The organism is Herminiimonas sp. CN (assembly GCF_000622895.1).
In the GTDB taxonomy this organism is placed as follows: domain Bacteria; phylum Pseudomonadota; class Gammaproteobacteria; order Burkholderiales; family Burkholderiaceae_D; genus AVCC01.
Window position 1 is genome coordinate 1 of record NZ_AVCC01000078.1, and the last position, 14,567, is coordinate 14,567.

Annotated in this window: 12 protein-coding genes; 4 read left to right on the top strand and 8 right to left on the bottom strand. The window is 62.6% G+C overall.

The window, feature by feature from the left end:
* Positions 1–25: 25 nt before the first annotated feature.
* The 8 genes from gmhB to HMCN_RS0114285 form a co-directional block, all read right to left on the bottom strand.
* On the bottom strand, positions 26–592 hold the full coding sequence (gene gmhB / locus HMCN_RS0114250; protein ID WP_025918015.1) for a D-glycero-beta-D-manno-heptose 1,7-bisphosphate 7-phosphatase: 567 nt from the start codon (positions 590–592) through the stop codon (positions 26–28).
* Positions 593–607: 15 nt separating this feature from the next.
* Positions 608–2,686 carry a glycine--tRNA ligase subunit beta gene (gene glyS / locus HMCN_RS0114255; protein WP_025918016.1) on the bottom strand — a complete coding sequence of 693 codons (2,079 nt, stop codon included), beginning with the start codon at positions 2,684–2,686 and terminating at the stop codon, positions 608–610.
* 82 nt (positions 2,687–2,768) lie between these two features.
* Positions 2,769–3,680, bottom strand: coding sequence for a glycine--tRNA ligase subunit alpha (gene glyQ / locus HMCN_RS0114260; protein ID WP_025918017.1), 912 nt, complete (start codon positions 3,678–3,680; stop codon positions 2,769–2,771).
* Between the two features lie 106 nt (positions 3,681–3,786).
* Positions 3,787–5,310, bottom strand: a complete 1,524-nt coding sequence (lnt, locus tag HMCN_RS0114265) for an apolipoprotein N-acyltransferase (RefSeq protein WP_025918018.1) — start codon at positions 5,308–5,310, stop codon at positions 3,787–3,789.
* Positions 5,311–5,486: 176 nt separating this feature from the next.
* Positions 5,487–6,260 (bottom strand): BPSS1780 family membrane protein, encoded by a 774-nt coding sequence (locus HMCN_RS0114270; protein ID WP_025918019.1) that lies wholly within the window; start codon positions 6,258–6,260, stop codon positions 5,487–5,489.
* A gap of 2 nt (positions 6,261–6,262) precedes the next feature.
* Positions 6,263–7,219: a homoserine kinase gene (locus HMCN_RS0114275; protein ID WP_025918020.1), complete on the bottom strand. Its 957-nt coding sequence runs from the start codon at positions 7,217–7,219 to the stop codon at positions 6,263–6,265.
* Positions 7,220–7,339: 120 nt separating this feature from the next.
* Positions 7,340–7,795: a DUF2782 domain-containing protein gene (locus HMCN_RS17875; protein WP_051567005.1), complete on the bottom strand. Its 456-nt coding sequence runs from the start codon at positions 7,793–7,795 to the stop codon at positions 7,340–7,342.
* Between the two features lie 101 nt (positions 7,796–7,896).
* On the bottom strand, positions 7,897–8,634 hold the full coding sequence (locus HMCN_RS0114285; protein WP_025918022.1) for a TIGR00730 family Rossman fold protein: 738 nt from the start codon (positions 8,632–8,634) through the stop codon (positions 7,897–7,899).
* Between HMCN_RS0114285 and polA the strand changes: the two genes are divergently transcribed.
* The 4 genes from polA (at position 8,635) to HMCN_RS0114305 (ending at position 14,373) form a co-directional block, all read left to right on the top strand.
* Positions 8,635–11,382 (top strand): DNA polymerase I, encoded by a 2,748-nt coding sequence (polA, locus tag HMCN_RS0114290; RefSeq protein ID WP_025918023.1) that lies wholly within the window; start codon positions 8,635–8,637, stop codon positions 11,380–11,382. It abuts the gene before it with no gap.
* Positions 11,383–11,474: 92 nt separating this feature from the next.
* Positions 11,475–12,362: a DMT family transporter gene (locus tag HMCN_RS0114295; RefSeq protein WP_025918024.1), complete on the top strand. Its 888-nt coding sequence runs from the start codon at positions 11,475–11,477 to the stop codon at positions 12,360–12,362.
* A 252-nt stretch (positions 12,363–12,614) separates the two neighbouring features.
* A complete protein-coding gene (locus HMCN_RS0114300) occupies positions 12,615–13,508 on the top strand; it encodes a dienelactone hydrolase family protein (protein ID WP_025918025.1) in 894 nt (297 codons plus the stop codon).
* A gap of 133 nt (positions 13,509–13,641) precedes the next feature.
* Positions 13,642–14,373, top strand: coding sequence for a ZIP family metal transporter (locus HMCN_RS0114305; RefSeq protein ID WP_238552180.1), 732 nt, complete (start codon positions 13,642–13,644; stop codon positions 14,371–14,373).
* Positions 14,374–14,567 lie beyond the last annotated feature (194 nt).

Consider the following 14,567-nt stretch of genomic DNA (forward strand, 5'->3'; position numbering starts at 1 on the left):
GGTCACGGTATTGCACCATGACGGTTCAGGCGGAGACTGCAGCGGCCCTGGCATCGGCAGCGTCGAGCAGCGCATCGACTGCCGCCGCCAGGTCCGGGTAGATCAGGGTATCCGGCGGCAGGCCGTCATCGGCCTGGGTTTTGCTGCCCTTGCCGGTTAGCACCAGATGCGGGATGCAGCCGCAAATGAAGCCGGCCTGCAGGTCGCGCAGCGAATCGCCGACGTTGGGAACCCCTTTCAGGCTGATGTCGTAGCGCCGGGCGATTTCCAGAAGCATGCCGGCTTTCGGCTTGCGGCAGTCGCAATTGTCGCTGGCCGCATGCGGGCAAAAGAAAATCGCATCGATCTCGGCCCCGACTTCCTGCGCCGCCAGATGCATCTTCTGGTGTATCGCATTCAGCGCATTCATGTTGAACAGGCCGCGCGCGATGCCGGACTGGTTGGTGCAGACCACCACCCGGTAGCCGGCCTGGTTCAGGCGCGCGATCGCCTCCAGCGAGCCGGGGATCGGCCGCCATTCGTCGGCCGACTTGATGAAGCTGTCGGAGTCGAAGTTGATGACGCCGTCGCGGTCGAGGATGATCAGTTTCATCGCGCCATCCTTCGCTTAAGCCAGTTTCGAGATGTCGGCCACCCGGTTCATCGTCGCGTGCAATGCGGCCAGCAGCGCGATGCGGTTATTGCGCAGTTGCAGGTCGTCGGCCATCACCATCACCGCGTCGAAGAAGGCATCGACGGCGTCGCGCAGCTCGGCCAGCAGTTGCAGCGTACGGGTGAAGTCGCCGGCGGCGAAGGCGCTGTCGACCTGCGGCTGCAAGGCGGTCATGGCGGCGTGCAGCGCCTGTTCGGCAGCCTCGCGCAGCAAGCCGGGCTGCACTGCGCCGGGCGCGATCTCGGTTTTCTTCAGGATGTTGGTGATGCGCTTGTTGGCGGCTGCCAGCGAGGCTGCCTGCGGCAGCGCGGCGAAGGCTTGCACCGCTTCCAGCCGCTCGACGATGTTGTCCAGCGTGTCCGGGTTGTGCGCCACCACCGCTTCGATTTCGTTCGGCGTGAAGCCGCGTTCGCGCAGCAGGCCGCGCAGGCGGTCCAGCAGGAAGGCGGTGATGTCGGCGGTGGCGAGCTTGAAGTGGGCGTTGTAGGCGAACAGTTCGGCGCTGTTCGACAGCAGCGCGTGGATCGACAGCGGCAGGCGTTTTTCCAGCAGCATGCGCAGGATGCCCAGCGCATGGCGGCGCAGCGCAAACGGGTCCTTGTCGCCGGTCGGGTGCAGGCCGATGCCCCAGATGCCGACCAGGGTTTCCAGCTTGTCGGCCAGCGCCACCGCAGTGCCGGTCCGGGTGGACGGCAGCGCGTCGCCGGCAAAGCGCGGCTGGTAATGTTCGCTGGCGGCCAGCGCGACTTCCTCGTGCTCGCCGTCGTGGCGCGCATAGTAGGTGCCCATGATGCCCTGCAGCTCGGGGAATTCGCCCACCATGTCGGTCAGCAGGTCGGTTTTCGCCAGCAGCGCGCCGCGTTCGGCCAGCGCGACGTCGGCGCCGAGCGCCTGCGCAATCTGGCCGGCCAGGGTCCTGACGCGCTCGGTGCGTTCGGCCTGGGTGCCGAGCTTGTTGTGGTACACCACGTTGGCCAGGCCCGGCAGGCGCGCGGCCAGGGTCTTTTTCTGGTCCTGCTCGAAGAAGAACTTGGCGTCCGACAGGCGCGGCCGCACCACCCGCTCGTTGCCGCCGATGATGTGCTGGGCGTCGGCGGTTTCGAGATTGGAGACGATCAGAAAGCGCGAACGCAATTTGCCGTGGCCATCGGTCAGCGCAAAGTATTTCTGGTTGGTCTGCATGGTCAGGATCAGGCATTCTTGCGGTACGCTCAGGAATTGCGGCTCGAAATGGCATTCGTAGACCACCGGCCATTCGACCAGCGCGGCGACTTCGTCGAGCAGGCTTTCCGGCATCAGCACGCGGTCGTCGCCGGCCTTGTCCTGCAGCGCCGCGCGGATTTTTTCCTTGCGGGCGGCGGGGTTGGCGATCACCTTGCCTTGCGCTTCCAGCGTGGCGGCGTAGCTGTCTGCATCGGGGATGCTGATTTCGCCGGCGCTCAGGAAACGGTGGCCGAGCGTCTGCGCGCCGGCAGCCAGGCCAAGCGCTGCCAGCGGCACCACAGTGTTGCCGTGCAGCGCGACAATCCGGTGCACCGGCCGCACGAATTGCACGGTGCTGCCGTCCGGGCGCTGGTAACTCATCAGTTTCGGGATCGGCAATTTGGCGATTGCGTCGTCCAGCGCCGCCTGCAGAGCGCTGTGCAATGCCGAACCCGGCACCGTGTGGGTGTAGAAAAAGCTTTCGGACTTGCCGTCCGGCGCCCGCTCCAGCGCATCGATGCCGATGTCAAAGCCCATCGCGGCCAGTTTCTTGGCCAGCGGTGCGCTGGGCTGGCCGGCGGCGTCGAGCGCGACTGCGACCGGCAACACTTTTTCGCGCAGCGATTTGTCCGGCGAGGTGGCGCGCACATTGGTGATCGCGACCGCCAGCCGGCGCGGCGAGGCAAAGGTGGTGGCGAGCGCGCCGGCGTCGAGGAAATCGCGCGCCTGCAGGCCGCCGGCAATTCCGGCGGCGAACGCATCGCCCAGTTTGGCCAGCGCTTTCGGCGGCAGTTCTTCGGTAAGCAGTTCGACTAACAGTGTCTGGTTCATTTTTTTGCCATGCTTCCGGTTGGCCCGGGAAGCGGATATCGGGTGAGTGGGGCGGGCGCAGCTTGCGCCCGTGCTGCCGGCTTCAGGCCGCCTGGCGGGCGTCGCCGCACATCGGGAAGCCGAGTTTTTCGCGCGACTCGTAATATGCCTGTGCCACGCCGCGCGACAGATTGCGGATGCGGCCGATGTAGGCGGCGCGCTCGGTTACCGAAATCGCGCCGCGCGCGTCCAGCATGTTGAAGCTGTGGGCGGCTTTCAGGATCATCTCGTAGGCCGGCAGCGTCAGCGGCACTTCCAGCAGGCGCTTGGCTTCGGCTTCGTAATTGGAGAACAGCGAGAACAGGAATTCGGTATTCGCGTATTCGAAATTGTAGGTCGATTGCTCGACTTCGTTCTGGTGGAAGACGTCGCCGTAGCTCAGTTTCTTGGTAATGCCGTGCTCTTCCCATTCGGTCCAGACCAGGTCGTAGACGTTCTCCACCCCTTGCAGGTACATCGCCAGCCGTTCGATGCCGTAGGTGATTTCGCCCAGCACCGGCTTGCAGTCGAGTCCGCCGACCTGCTGGAAGTAGGTGAACTGGGTCACTTCCATGCCGTTCAGCCAGACTTCCCAGCCCAGGCCCCAGGCGCCCAGGGTCGGGTTTTCCCAATCGTCCTCGACGAAGCGCACGTCGTTTTGCTGCAGGTCCAGCCCCAGCGCCTTGAGCGAACCGAGGTATAGTTCGATGATGTTTTCCGGCGCCGGCTTCATCACCACCTGATACTGATAGTAGTGCTGCATCCGGTTCGGGTTGGCGCCGTAGCGGCCATCCTTGGGCCGGCGCGACGGCTGCACATAGGCGGCGCGCCACGGCTCGGGGCCGATCGCGCGCAGGAAGGTCGCGGTGTGCGAAGTGCCGGCACCGACTTCCATGTCGTACGGCTGCAGCAGCGCGCAGCCTTGCGCGTCCCAGTATTCTTGCAGCGTCAGGATGATTTGTTGGAATGTGAGCATGTTGTGATTGCCTTGCAGCGCGGCAGCGCCGCGTGCGGGTAAGTAAGTTGGGTAAATTCGCGGGGTAAGTTCACCAAAGCATGGATTTTAGCGGGTTTTAAGCACTCTATGCGCGATTGCTGTGGTTTTTGCGGCCGGCCAGCCAGCCCGCAGCCAGCGCCAGCGCCGCCAGCAGCAGCAGCGCGCCATTGCCGGCCAGGATGTAAGGCGTCATGCCCTGCATGCCTTGCACGCTAGCTGCCAGCGTGCCGCGCTGGTACGGTTGCAGTTGCGCGACGACCCGGCCTTGCGGGTCGATTATCGCGGTGGTGCCAGTATTAGTCGCGCGCAGCATCGGGCGGCCGGTTTCCAGCGCGCGCATTTGCGAGATTTGCAGATGCTGCGGCAGCGCGACGGTGTCGCCGAACCAGGCGATGTTGGAGACGTTGAGCAGCACGGTAGCCACCGGCGCGCCGGCTGCGTGGCTGGCTTTCAGCTGGCCGGCGATTTCCTCGCCGAACAGGTCTTCATAGCAGATGTTCGGCAGCAGCCACTGATCCTTGACCGCAAACGGCGCCTGCACCGCCGGGCCGGAGCTGAAGTCGCCCAGCGGAATCTGCATCAGGTCGACGAACCAGCGAAAGCCGCTCGGGATGAATTCGCCGAACGGCACCAGGTGGTGCTTGTCGTAGCGGTAATTGAGGGCGGAGCGATCGGGCGCAAGGCCGATCACGCTGTTGGTATAGCGCTGCGGACTGTCGCCGAGCGGAATGCCGATCGCCAGATGGCTGCCGGAGCGCCGGGCAAAATCGGCCAGCTGCGGCAGATATTCGGGCGGCAACTGCTGCGCCAGCAGCGGGATCGCGGTTTCCGGGGTGGCGATCAGGTCGGCCGGCGCGGCGCCGATCAGGTCGCGGTACAGATCCAGCGAGGCGCGGATCTGGTCGCGCGCGAACTTCATTTCCTGCGCCACGTTGCCTTGCAGCAGCCGCACCGTGATCGGCTGGCCGGCGGCGCTGGTCCAGCGCACCGTTTTCAGGCAGAGCCCGGCCGCCAGCAGCGCCAGCGCCAGCAGCAGCGCCAGCGGTGCTTTGCGGGTCGAGAGCAGGGTCAGGCAGCCGGCGATCAGGGCCGCAATCCATGCCAGTCCGTACACGCCCAGCAGCGGCGCGTAGCCGGCCAGCGGGCTGGCGCTATGCGCATAGCCGGACGCAACCCAGGGCAGGCCGGTAAATACCCAGCCGCGCAGCCATTCGGACAGCGCCCACAGCGCCGGGAAGATCAGCAGCGCCACGCACGCCGGCGCTGCTTGCCAGCGCTGCCGCAGCCATGCACACAGGCCGAATGCCAGTGCCGCGTAGCCGCCCAGGCACAGCGCCAGCAGGATCACCGCCAGCGCCGCGACCGGCGCCGCCATGCCGCCGAAATCGTGCATGCTGATATACAGCCAGTAGACGCCGCAACCGGTCCAGCCGAAGCCGTAAGCCCAGCCGATCAGCGCGCTGCGCTTGCCACTGCCGGCGCGCAGGGCCAGCGGCAGCACCGCTGCCAGCGACAGGATTTGCAGCGGCCACAGGCCGAAAGGCGCAAATGCCAGGATGTTCAGTGCGCCGGCCAGCAGTGCCAGCAGCAGGGATCGATGGAGTGGCACGCGATGGGGGCTAATGGAGTCGGTTAGGGAAGGTTGCAGCCGCGCTGCGGCGCTTATCTGGTTTCGTGCGAATTAGTGTACTGGCATAGGTATTTTTAATTATCACAGATAATAGTTGCGATAAATTGCATGTTTTATCGCATACCCTATGAATATTGTAAATTTAATGAAAGTCATCAAGCTGCCGGCGGCACTTCCGCAGTACCGAAAACGGCGGTGTAAGTCGGGTAGAACGAGCAATACATGATGATGGTCAGCGCCACCGACAGCGGCATCAGAATTGCCATCACGGCGACCGAGCCGCCCAGCAGCGCCACGGCAAGCAGACTGACCACGGCCGGGAACACGATGCCGATGATGCCCCACCCCAGGCCATACACCAGAAACGGCCTGGCGGCGCCGGAAACCGCGAAGAAGCTGTAAAACAGCGCCTTGGCCACGCCCATCTGGTGCCACGCCACCAGCGGCGCCGCATACCAGAATGCCATCGATACCGGCACATACAGCAGGGCTGAAAACAGCATTGCAGAAGCCAGGTCGGAATCCTGCACGGTTTTCGCGTCAAGCAGCGTCTGGCCGGTAATCACGCTCCAGAACACGCCACCATCGATCAGGCTGGATGCGCCCACCACAACGATCGCCGCCAGCAGGTAGGCGACGCCCAGCTTCAGCAGGTTTGCCACTGCAGCCGAGCGGAACCCGGTCAGCAGCAGGCCGGGGGTGATGCGCTTGCCTTGTTCGATGTTGACGCAAGCCTGCAGGAACGCGAGCGAAAATGCCGGTACCAGCATCAGCGGCAGCACCTGGCCGAGCAGCGGGATGATGCCGAGCGCCAGCATCAGGAACATGTAGGCCAGGAACAGCATCGAGACTTCTGCCGGGCGCTTGCGAAACAGCGCGAAACCCTGTTTGATCCACAGCAGGCCGGTCGCAGCGGGGAGTTTTTCCATGGTCAATACAGTACCGGTGCGGGATCGGCGATGCGCAGGCGCAAGATCCGCTCGAAATGCGCGGGGTCATGCGGCGTCAGCATTTCTGCCGCGCGCGGCAGGTGGTAGTCATACAGGCGCGACAGCCAGAAGCGCAGCGCGCCGGCGCGCAACATCGGCTGCCAGGCGAGTTGCTCGGCGGCAGTAAACGGGCGCACCGCATGATACGCGTCGAGCAGTGCGCGCACCCGGGCCGCATCGAGCGCGCCGGTGTCGAGGTCGATGCACCAGTCGTTGACCGTTACCGCGACGTCGAACAGCCAGCGATCGCAGCCGGCGAAGTAAAAATCAAAGATGCCGGTCAGGGTGTCGCCGACGAACATCGCATTGTTGCGAAACAGGTCGGCGTGGATCGGGCCGTACGGCAATTCCTCATAGGCGGCGGAGCCGGCGAAGGCCGATTGAAAATGCATTTCGGCGCGCAGCAGATGCGCGTCATCGTCGGACAGGAAAGGCAATACTACCGGCGTGGTGGCGTTCCACCAGTCCAGGCTGCGCAGATTGGGCTGCGTCAGCGGAAAATCCCGTGCCGCCAGATGCATTTTTGCCATCGCCCGGCCGGCTTCGGCGCAATGCACCGCCTGCGGCGCCAGCTGGCAGCTGCCAGCCAGCTTGGTCACGATCGAGGCCGGCTTGCCGTGCAGGCGGTGGAGAATATCGCCCTGCCGGTTGGCGATCGGCTCCGGTACCGGCAGGCCATGCTGCGCCAGATGCCGCATCAACTGCAGGTAAAACGGCAGTTGTTCGAAGCTGAGTTGCTCGAAAAGGGTGAGGACGAACTCTCCTGTTTCGGTGCTGAGGAAAAAATTGCTGTTTTCGATGCCGGATGAAATGCCTTCAATGGCGAGTGCTCGGCCGAGAGGGAATTGGGTCATCCAGTCGGAGAGGTCATCCAAGGTGACCGGGGTAAATACTGCCATGGGAAAGTAAGGTGAGAAAAAAGGATAATCGGATGAAAATCTGCTTACGCGTCAGGAACCGGTCGGGTTCGGGCCGGTTGCAGCCGATTGCTTCTGATGGCCGGCCGGTTCCTGATGCGGTTATTTCGCGGGTTCGGCAGGTTCTGCGGCGGGCTGCGGTTTGGCGTTCGGTTTCGCGGTGTTTGCATTCTTGACAGCTTCGGCAGCCGCTGCAGCTTCAGCTTCAGATGCGGTCGTTTTCTTTTTCTTTGCACCCATGTCGAATTCGAGCACCGGCCATTGCGCTGCACGGATCTCGTCGCTTTGGCCTTCGCCGCGTAACGCGCTGCCGGCCGGACTGACCGGTTTCAGATAGTAGGTGCTTTTGCCGCTTTTGACCTTGACTTCGGTGACCTTGCCTTGCTGGCGCTTTTCGGTGATTTGCTTTTCGGTATCCGGCTTGCGGATGGTGACCGCGGGCGGCTCGCCTTCTTCCAGTTTCTCCAGCACCGGCGGCTGTTGCGCGCCCACCAGTAAAGGGATTGCGCAGGCGGCAAGGCCGCTTCCGACGGTGATCCAGGCTAACGATAATCGCATGATGATAAGACCGGTTGGTGTGCTGTTGAATAGAAAATGGGCAAGAAACGCCCTGATAGCGCTGATTGTAGCAAACAGCGCTTGCCGCGCCCAAGGAGCGATTACAAATACAGCATTTTTTGCCGCTCTTCTTCCGACGGTTCGATTGCGCGCGCTTCATAGAATGCAAAGATGGCATCGACGATATTGGCCGGCTCATCAATCAGCTGGATCAGGTCGAGGTCTTTTTCGCTGATTGCGCCATTGGCCAGCATGGTGTCGCGCAGCCAGCCCAGCAGGCCGCGCCAGAACTCGGTGCCGACCAGGATGACCGGAATCTGGCGTGATTTGCCGGTCTGGATCAGGGTCATGGCTTCGGTCAACTCGTCCAGCGTGCCGAAGCCGCCCGGAAACACCACATAGGCGTCCGCATATTTGACGAAAGCCACCTTGCGCGCGAAGAAATGGCGGAAACTGATCGAGATGTTTTGCCAGAGATTGGTGGTTTGCTCGTGCGGCAGTTCGATATTCAGGCCGATCGAGACGGATTTTCCTTCGAAAGCGCCCTTGTTGGCGGCCTCCATGATGCCCGGGCCGCCGCCTGAAATCACCGCAAAGCCGGCATCCGACAGGCGGCGCGCGACGTCGACGCACTTGATGTAATACGGATTGTCCTGCTTGAGACGGGCTGAGCCGAAGATCGAGACTGCCGGTCGCAACTCGGACAGGCGCTCGGTCGACTCGATAAACTCTGCCATAATCGTGAACATATGCCACGATTCGCGCGCTTTTTGCGAGGTGGCGCGATCCTTGTCCGTCACCTGCCGCAAGCGCAGCAAATTTTTCCCATTCTGTTCCATATGCATAAAACCCTGTTATTAGTCGACGGTTCCAGTTATCTGTACCGCGCCTTCCATGCGTTGCCCGACTTGCGCAATGCCGAAGGGGCGCCGACCGGCGCCATGTACGGCATGATCAACATGCTGCGCCGTTTGCGCCACGATTATCCGGCAGCATACATGGCCTGCGTATTCGACGCAAAAGGCAAGACCTTCCGCGACGATCTGTATCCGCAGTACAAGGCGCAACGCGCATCGATGCCGGAAGACCTGGTGCGTCAGATCGAGCCGATCCACGAAGCGATACGGGCGATGGGCTGGCCGATCCTGATGATAGAGGGGATCGAGGCCGACGACGTGATCGGCACGCTGGCGGTCGAGGCGGTCAGGCACGACATGGATACCGTGATCTCGACCGGCGACAAGGATCTGGCGCAGCTGGTCAACGAGCGTGTGATGCTGATCAACACCATGAGCAACGAAAAGCTCGACCATGCCGGGGTGCTCGCTAAGTTCGGCGTGGCGCCGGAGCGCATCGTCGATTACCTCTCCCTGATCGGCGACACCGTCGACAATGTGCCCGGCGTGTCCAAGGTGGGGCCGAAAACCGCGCTTAAGTGGCTGGCCGAATACGGTACGCTGGAAGGCGTGATGCAAAACGCCGCCGACATCAAGGGCGTGGTCGGCGAAAACCTGCGTGCGGCGCTGGCATGGCTGCCGCAAGCGAAAGTACTGGTGACGGTGAAGACCGATTGCGACCTGTCGTCGCAGATGCACAGCATCCCCGAATCGCTGCAGCAATTGCCCGAGGATAAGGAGGCGATGCTGGCCCTGTTTGCCCGCTACGGCTTCAAGAGCTGGCTGCGGGAGTTAAGCAATCAGCCGAACAATCAGCTCGGCCAAGGCGCCACGCCAACCGGACCGAATGCCGTTGGCTCTGCTGCCGCGCTGCCGGCGCCGGCCGAAAGGCAGTACGAAACCGTGCTCACCGAAGCTGCGCTGGAGCGCTGGCTGGCGACCATATCGGCTGCCGCGCTGACTTCGCTCGATACCGAAACCACATCGCTGGAGCCGATGCAGGCGCGATTGGTCGGCATTTCGCTCTGTTGCGTGGCCGGTATTGCTGCTTATATTCCGCTGGCGCATTGTTATCAGGATGCGCCGTCACAACTATCCACCGAATTCGTGCTGTCGCGGCTGAAGCCCTGGCTGGAAGATGCCGGCCAGAAAAAAGTCGGCCAGAACCTGAAGTACGACAGTCATGTGTTCGCCAACCACGGCGTTGCGCTGCGCGGCATCCGCCACGACACGCTGCTGGAGTCGTATGTGTTCGAGTCGCACAAGAGCCACGACATGGACAGCCTGGCGCTGCGCCATTTGAATCACAAGACCATCAGCTTCGCCGACGTCTGCGGCAAGGGCGCGGCGCAGATCTGCTTCGACCAGGTCGAGATCGAGCGTGCCGCCGAATACGCGGCCGAGGACGCCGACATCACGCTGCAACTGCATCAGGCGATGTGGCCGGAAGTCGAAGCCGACGCCGGGCTGACCTTTGTCTACGAAAAAATCGAGCTGCCGACTGCAGTCACGCTGCAAAAGATCGAACGCAACGGCGTGCTGATCGACGCCGAACTGTTGGGCCGGCAGTCGAACGAGCTCGGCCGGCGGATGCTGGAACTGGAGCAGAAAGCGTATGCGCTGGCCGGCCAGCCGTTCAACCTGAATTCGCCGAAGCAGCTGGGCGAAATCTTCTTCGACAAGCTGCAGTTGCCGGTGGTCAAGAAAACCCCGTCTGGCGCGCCTTCGACCGATGAGGAAGTGCTGCAGAAACTGGCCGAGGATTATCCGCTGCCGAAGGTGCTGCTCGAATACCGCGGCCTGGCCAAGCTGAAGTCGACCTACACCGACAAGCTGCCGAAGATGGTCAACCTCCAGACCGGACGCGTGCATACTAATTACGCGCAGGCGGTGGCGGTGACCGGGCGGCTGGCTTCGAACGATCCGAACCTGCAAAATATCCCGATCCGCAGCGTCGAAGGGCGGCGCATCCGCGCCGCCTTCATCGCGCCAGCGGGCAGCGTGATTGTGTCGGCCGACTATTCGCAGATCGAATTGCGCATCATGGCGCACATCTCCGGCGACGCCAACATGCTGCGCGCCTTTGCCGAGGGCGAAGACATCCACCGCGCCACCGCGGCCGAGATTTTCGGCGTCACGCCGCTGGAGGTGTCGAGCGAACAGCGCCGCTACGCCAAGGTCATCAACTTCGGTCTGATCTACGGCATGAGCGCGTTCGGCCTGGCCGGCAACCTCGGCATCGAGCGCGCTGCCGCGCAACAGTACATCGACAGGTATTTCGCACGCTTTGCCGGCGTCAAGCGCTTCATGGACGACACCAGGCTGGAAGCCAAGTCGCGCGGCTATGTCGAAACCGTGTTCGGCCGTCGCCTGTGGCTGCCGGAAATCAATTCCCCGAACGGTCCGCGCCGCCAAGGCGCCGAGCGCGCCGCGATCAATGCGCCGATGCAGGGCACCGCCGCCGATCTGATCAAATTGTCGATGGTGGCGGTGCAGGACTGGCTGGAACAAGGCCGGATGGCATCGAAAATGATCATGCAGGTGCACGACGAACTGGTGCTGGAAGTGCCGCAAGCCGAACTGGCCACCGTGCGCGACCGGCTGCCCGCCATCATGGCCGGCGTAGCCGCGCTGAGAGTGCCGCTGATTGCCGAAGTCGGCGTCGGCAGCAACTGGGACGAAGCGCATTGATGGCTGGCGAGCGGTCGCATGAAGTCGCAAGAACCGGAGTGTGCCGGCGCCCAGTCTGCGACACAATGCAATAAACGGCACTAGAGGCGAGCATGGATATTGCCAGTATTTTCCGCTTGATTGCACTGGCCGCTATCTGGGGCGGCTCCTTCCTGTTCCTGCGCATCGGCGCACCGGTGTTCGGGCCGGGGGTGCTGATCGAGTTGCGGGTCGGCCTGGCCGCCGTATTCCTGTGGCTGGTGTGCCGCATGCTGGGGCGGCACATCAGGCTGCTGCAGCACTGGCGGTATTTCCTGGTCATCGGCCTGCTCAATTCGGCGCTGCCGTTTCTGCTGTTCGCATATGCGGCGCAGACCCTGAGTGCATCGCTGCTGTCGATTCTGAATTCCTCCGCGCCCATTTTCGGTGCGATCATTGCCGCGTTCTGGCTGCGCCAGCCGGTGGGCCGTTCGGCCGCGCTGGGGCTGCTGCTGGGCATGGTCGGGGTGGCGACGCTGGTGGCCGGCAGCCCGATGGTGGCTGGCGATGGCTGGTGGCTGGCCGTTGCGGCCGGCCTGGCGGCGCCGTTTTGCTACGGTTTGGCCAGTGCCTACACCAAGCAGTCGCCGATCGCGGTCGATCCAACTGACAACGCGCACGGCAGCATGTGGGCGGCGGCCATCCTGGTGCTGCCGGTCGCGCTGTGGCAGCCGATCCGGCACAGCCCGGCCGGCGCCGACTGGATGGCCGTGGGCGCGCTGGCAATCGTCTGCACCGGCGCCGCTTACCTGATGTTTTTCAGGCTGATCGCGGATGTCGGACCGATGCGCGCGCTGTCGGTGACCTTCCTGATTCCGGTATTCGGGGTGCTGTGGGGCGCCTTGTTTCTGGGCGAGACGATCGGCTGGAGCAAGCTGTTCGGCGGCGCGCTGGTGTTGTGCGGCACCGCGCTGGCCAATGGCATGATCCGGCTGCCGCGCCCTGCGCCGGCAGGAAGCTGAAGCATCTGATGTTGCGCAGCCTGCGCCCCTGCCGTCGGCATTTTTGGCAGGAGAAATGTTTTTCTCGATTTCGGGCCTGCAAGTAAAGTGAAATTTTTGTTGATGTATATCAGCATCGCCGCGTCAAGGCTGGTTAGTTTATGAGATGCGGCGCAAAGGGGCTGCGGGTGCGGGCTGTGCATTAATAATGCGTGCATGAGCGGGGCGGTTGCCCGGCGTTACGCCGATAGCCATTGTTTCTGGAGCATTAAAATGCCACACATGAAGGAAGAGTTCGATAGTCTGGTGAGCAGGACGCCACTGTCGGAGCCTGTGGGCCGGCGCGCTTTCATGCAGGCCACGTTAGGCGCCGGCTTTGCCGCCGCCGTGCTGCCGGTGATGGCGCAAACCGTGATCAAGACCGATGGCGATGGCTTGACTGCCGGCCAGATCGAAATCGATGTGAATGGCCAGTGCATGCCGGTGTACCGGGCACAGCCGACCGGCAAGAGCGACTTGCCGGTGATCCTGGTGGTGTCCGAGATTTTCGGCGTGCATGAACATATCGCCGATGTCGCGCGCCGCTTTGCCAAGCAGGGCTACTTGGCGCTGGCACCGGAATTGTTCGTGCGCCAGGGCGACCCGCGTGCGTATCCGGCGCTGGGGGACTTGATAGCAAAAGTGATCAACAAGGTGCCGGACGCCCAGGTAATGGGCGATCTGGACGCCTGCGTTGCCTGGGCCCGGGCGCATGGCGGCAATGCTGGCAAGCTCGGCGTTACCGGTTTCTGCTGGGGCGGGCGCATTGCCTGGCTGTATGCGGCGCACAATCCGCGTGTCAAGGCCGGCGTGGCCTGGTACGGACGGCTGGTGGCCAGCACCAGCGGCAACAATCCTGCGCTGACGCCGCACCAGCCGATCGATATCGCCGCCAGCCTGCAGGTGCCGGTGCTCGGTCTGTACGGCGGCAAGGATGGCGGCATCGGGCAGGATAGCATCGAGCAAATGCAGGCGGCGCTGGCCAAGGGCGACAGCCATTCGGAATTCGTCGTGTATCCGAATTCGGGACATGCTTTTTTTGCCGACTACCGGCCCAGCTATGTCGAAGCCGACGCCCTGGACGGCTGGCAGCGCTGCCTGGACTGGTTCAGGGCGCACGGCGTTTAGCCTCTCGCCGCCATAAGATTTTGTTTGCAGGAAAGCTGTGCTCGTGCTTTAATTTGCAACCCTGTTGCATATTACGAGGCTTAAAATTAACTCCACCCTTATCTCCATCCTGCTGGCGACAACGATAGCAGGCGTGGTCAGCATCGTTGCTGCGGCGATCTTCTCGTTTAGCCTGTTGTCAAAACTGGTGGAAAGAATGGTCAGCTTCTCGGTCGGCATCCTGTTGTCGACCTCGCTGCTGCACGCGCTGCCGGAAGCGTTCGAGTCGCACGCCGATGCGCATACGCTGTTCGCAACCCTGTTCGGCGGCTTGCTGGGATTTTTCCTGCTGGAAAAATTCGCGATCTTGCGCCACTCGCACCACCATGAAGGCGACGGCCATGCGCATGAGCACGGACACGATCGGCACGAAGCAGGCAAGTCGGGCCTGATGGTCCTGGTCGGCGATGGCTTGCACAATTTCACCGACGGCATCCTGATCGCCGCCGCATTCCTGGCCAACCCCAAGCTTGGCATCGTTACCGGCCTGGCGATCATCGCGCACGAGATTCCGCAGGAAATCGGCGACTTCATCGTGTTGCTGAATGCGGGATTTAGCCGCGCGCGCGCCTTTACCTACAACCTGATCAGCAGCCTGATGGCGGTGCTGGGCGGCCTGATCGGCTATTGCACGCTGGAGTCCGCCACCGGCGCGATTCCCTATGTGCTGGTGCTGGCCTCGTCCGGCTTCATCTACATTGCCGTATCCGACCTGATGCCGCAGATGCAGCGCCGCGCCACATGGCGTGAAACCATGCCGCAGATCGCCCTGATCGCCTTGGGTGTGGTGATCGTCCTGTACCTCACCGGGCATGCACATGAATGACGAGTATATCGAAAAAATCGTTATTTTCTCTTGTAAAAATGGTGGTAGCAAATAATACCGTATGGTGTATTTATGGGTGCCAGCGGAATCAAAAAGGGAGCCGGCGGCTCCCTTTTTTTACCTGCAGCGATTAGTCGCGTCGCCGTTTAAAACTCTTCCCATTCGTCGTCGCTGCCGGGGTTGGTCGGCTTTCC

What these genes read in the sequence shown, in the direction of transcription:
- gmhB (WP_025918015.1), bottom strand. Translation starts at nt 592, where the DNA reads ATGAAACTGATCATCCTCGACCGCGACGGCGTCATCAACTTCGACTCC.
- glyS (WP_025918016.1), bottom strand. Translation starts at nt 2,686, where the DNA reads ATGAACCAGACACTGTTAGTCGAACTGCTTACCGAAGAACTGCCGCCG.
- glyQ (WP_025918017.1), bottom strand. Translation starts at nt 3,680, where the DNA reads ATGCTCACATTCCAACAAATCATCCTGACGCTGCAAGAATACTGGGAC.
- HMCN_RS0114270 (WP_025918019.1), bottom strand. Translation starts at nt 6,260, where the DNA reads ATGGAAAAACTCCCCGCTGCGACCGGCCTGCTGTGGATCAAACAGGGT.
- HMCN_RS0114275 (WP_025918020.1), bottom strand. Translation starts at nt 7,219, where the DNA reads ATGGCAGTATTTACCCCGGTCACCTTGGATGACCTCTCCGACTGGATG.
- HMCN_RS17875 (WP_051567005.1), bottom strand. Translation starts at nt 7,795, where the DNA reads ATGCGATTATCGTTAGCCTGGATCACCGTCGGAAGCGGCCTTGCCGCC.
- HMCN_RS0114285 (WP_025918022.1), bottom strand. Translation starts at nt 8,634, where the DNA reads ATGGAACAGAATGGGAAAAATTTGCTGCGCTTGCGGCAGGTGACGGAC.
- polA (WP_025918023.1), top strand. Translation starts at nt 8,635, where the DNA reads ATGCATAAAACCCTGTTATTAGTCGACGGTTCCAGTTATCTGTACCGC.
- HMCN_RS0114295 (WP_025918024.1), top strand. Translation starts at nt 11,475, where the DNA reads ATGGATATTGCCAGTATTTTCCGCTTGATTGCACTGGCCGCTATCTGG.
- HMCN_RS0114300 (WP_025918025.1), top strand. Translation starts at nt 12,615, where the DNA reads ATGCCACACATGAAGGAAGAGTTCGATAGTCTGGTGAGCAGGACGCCA.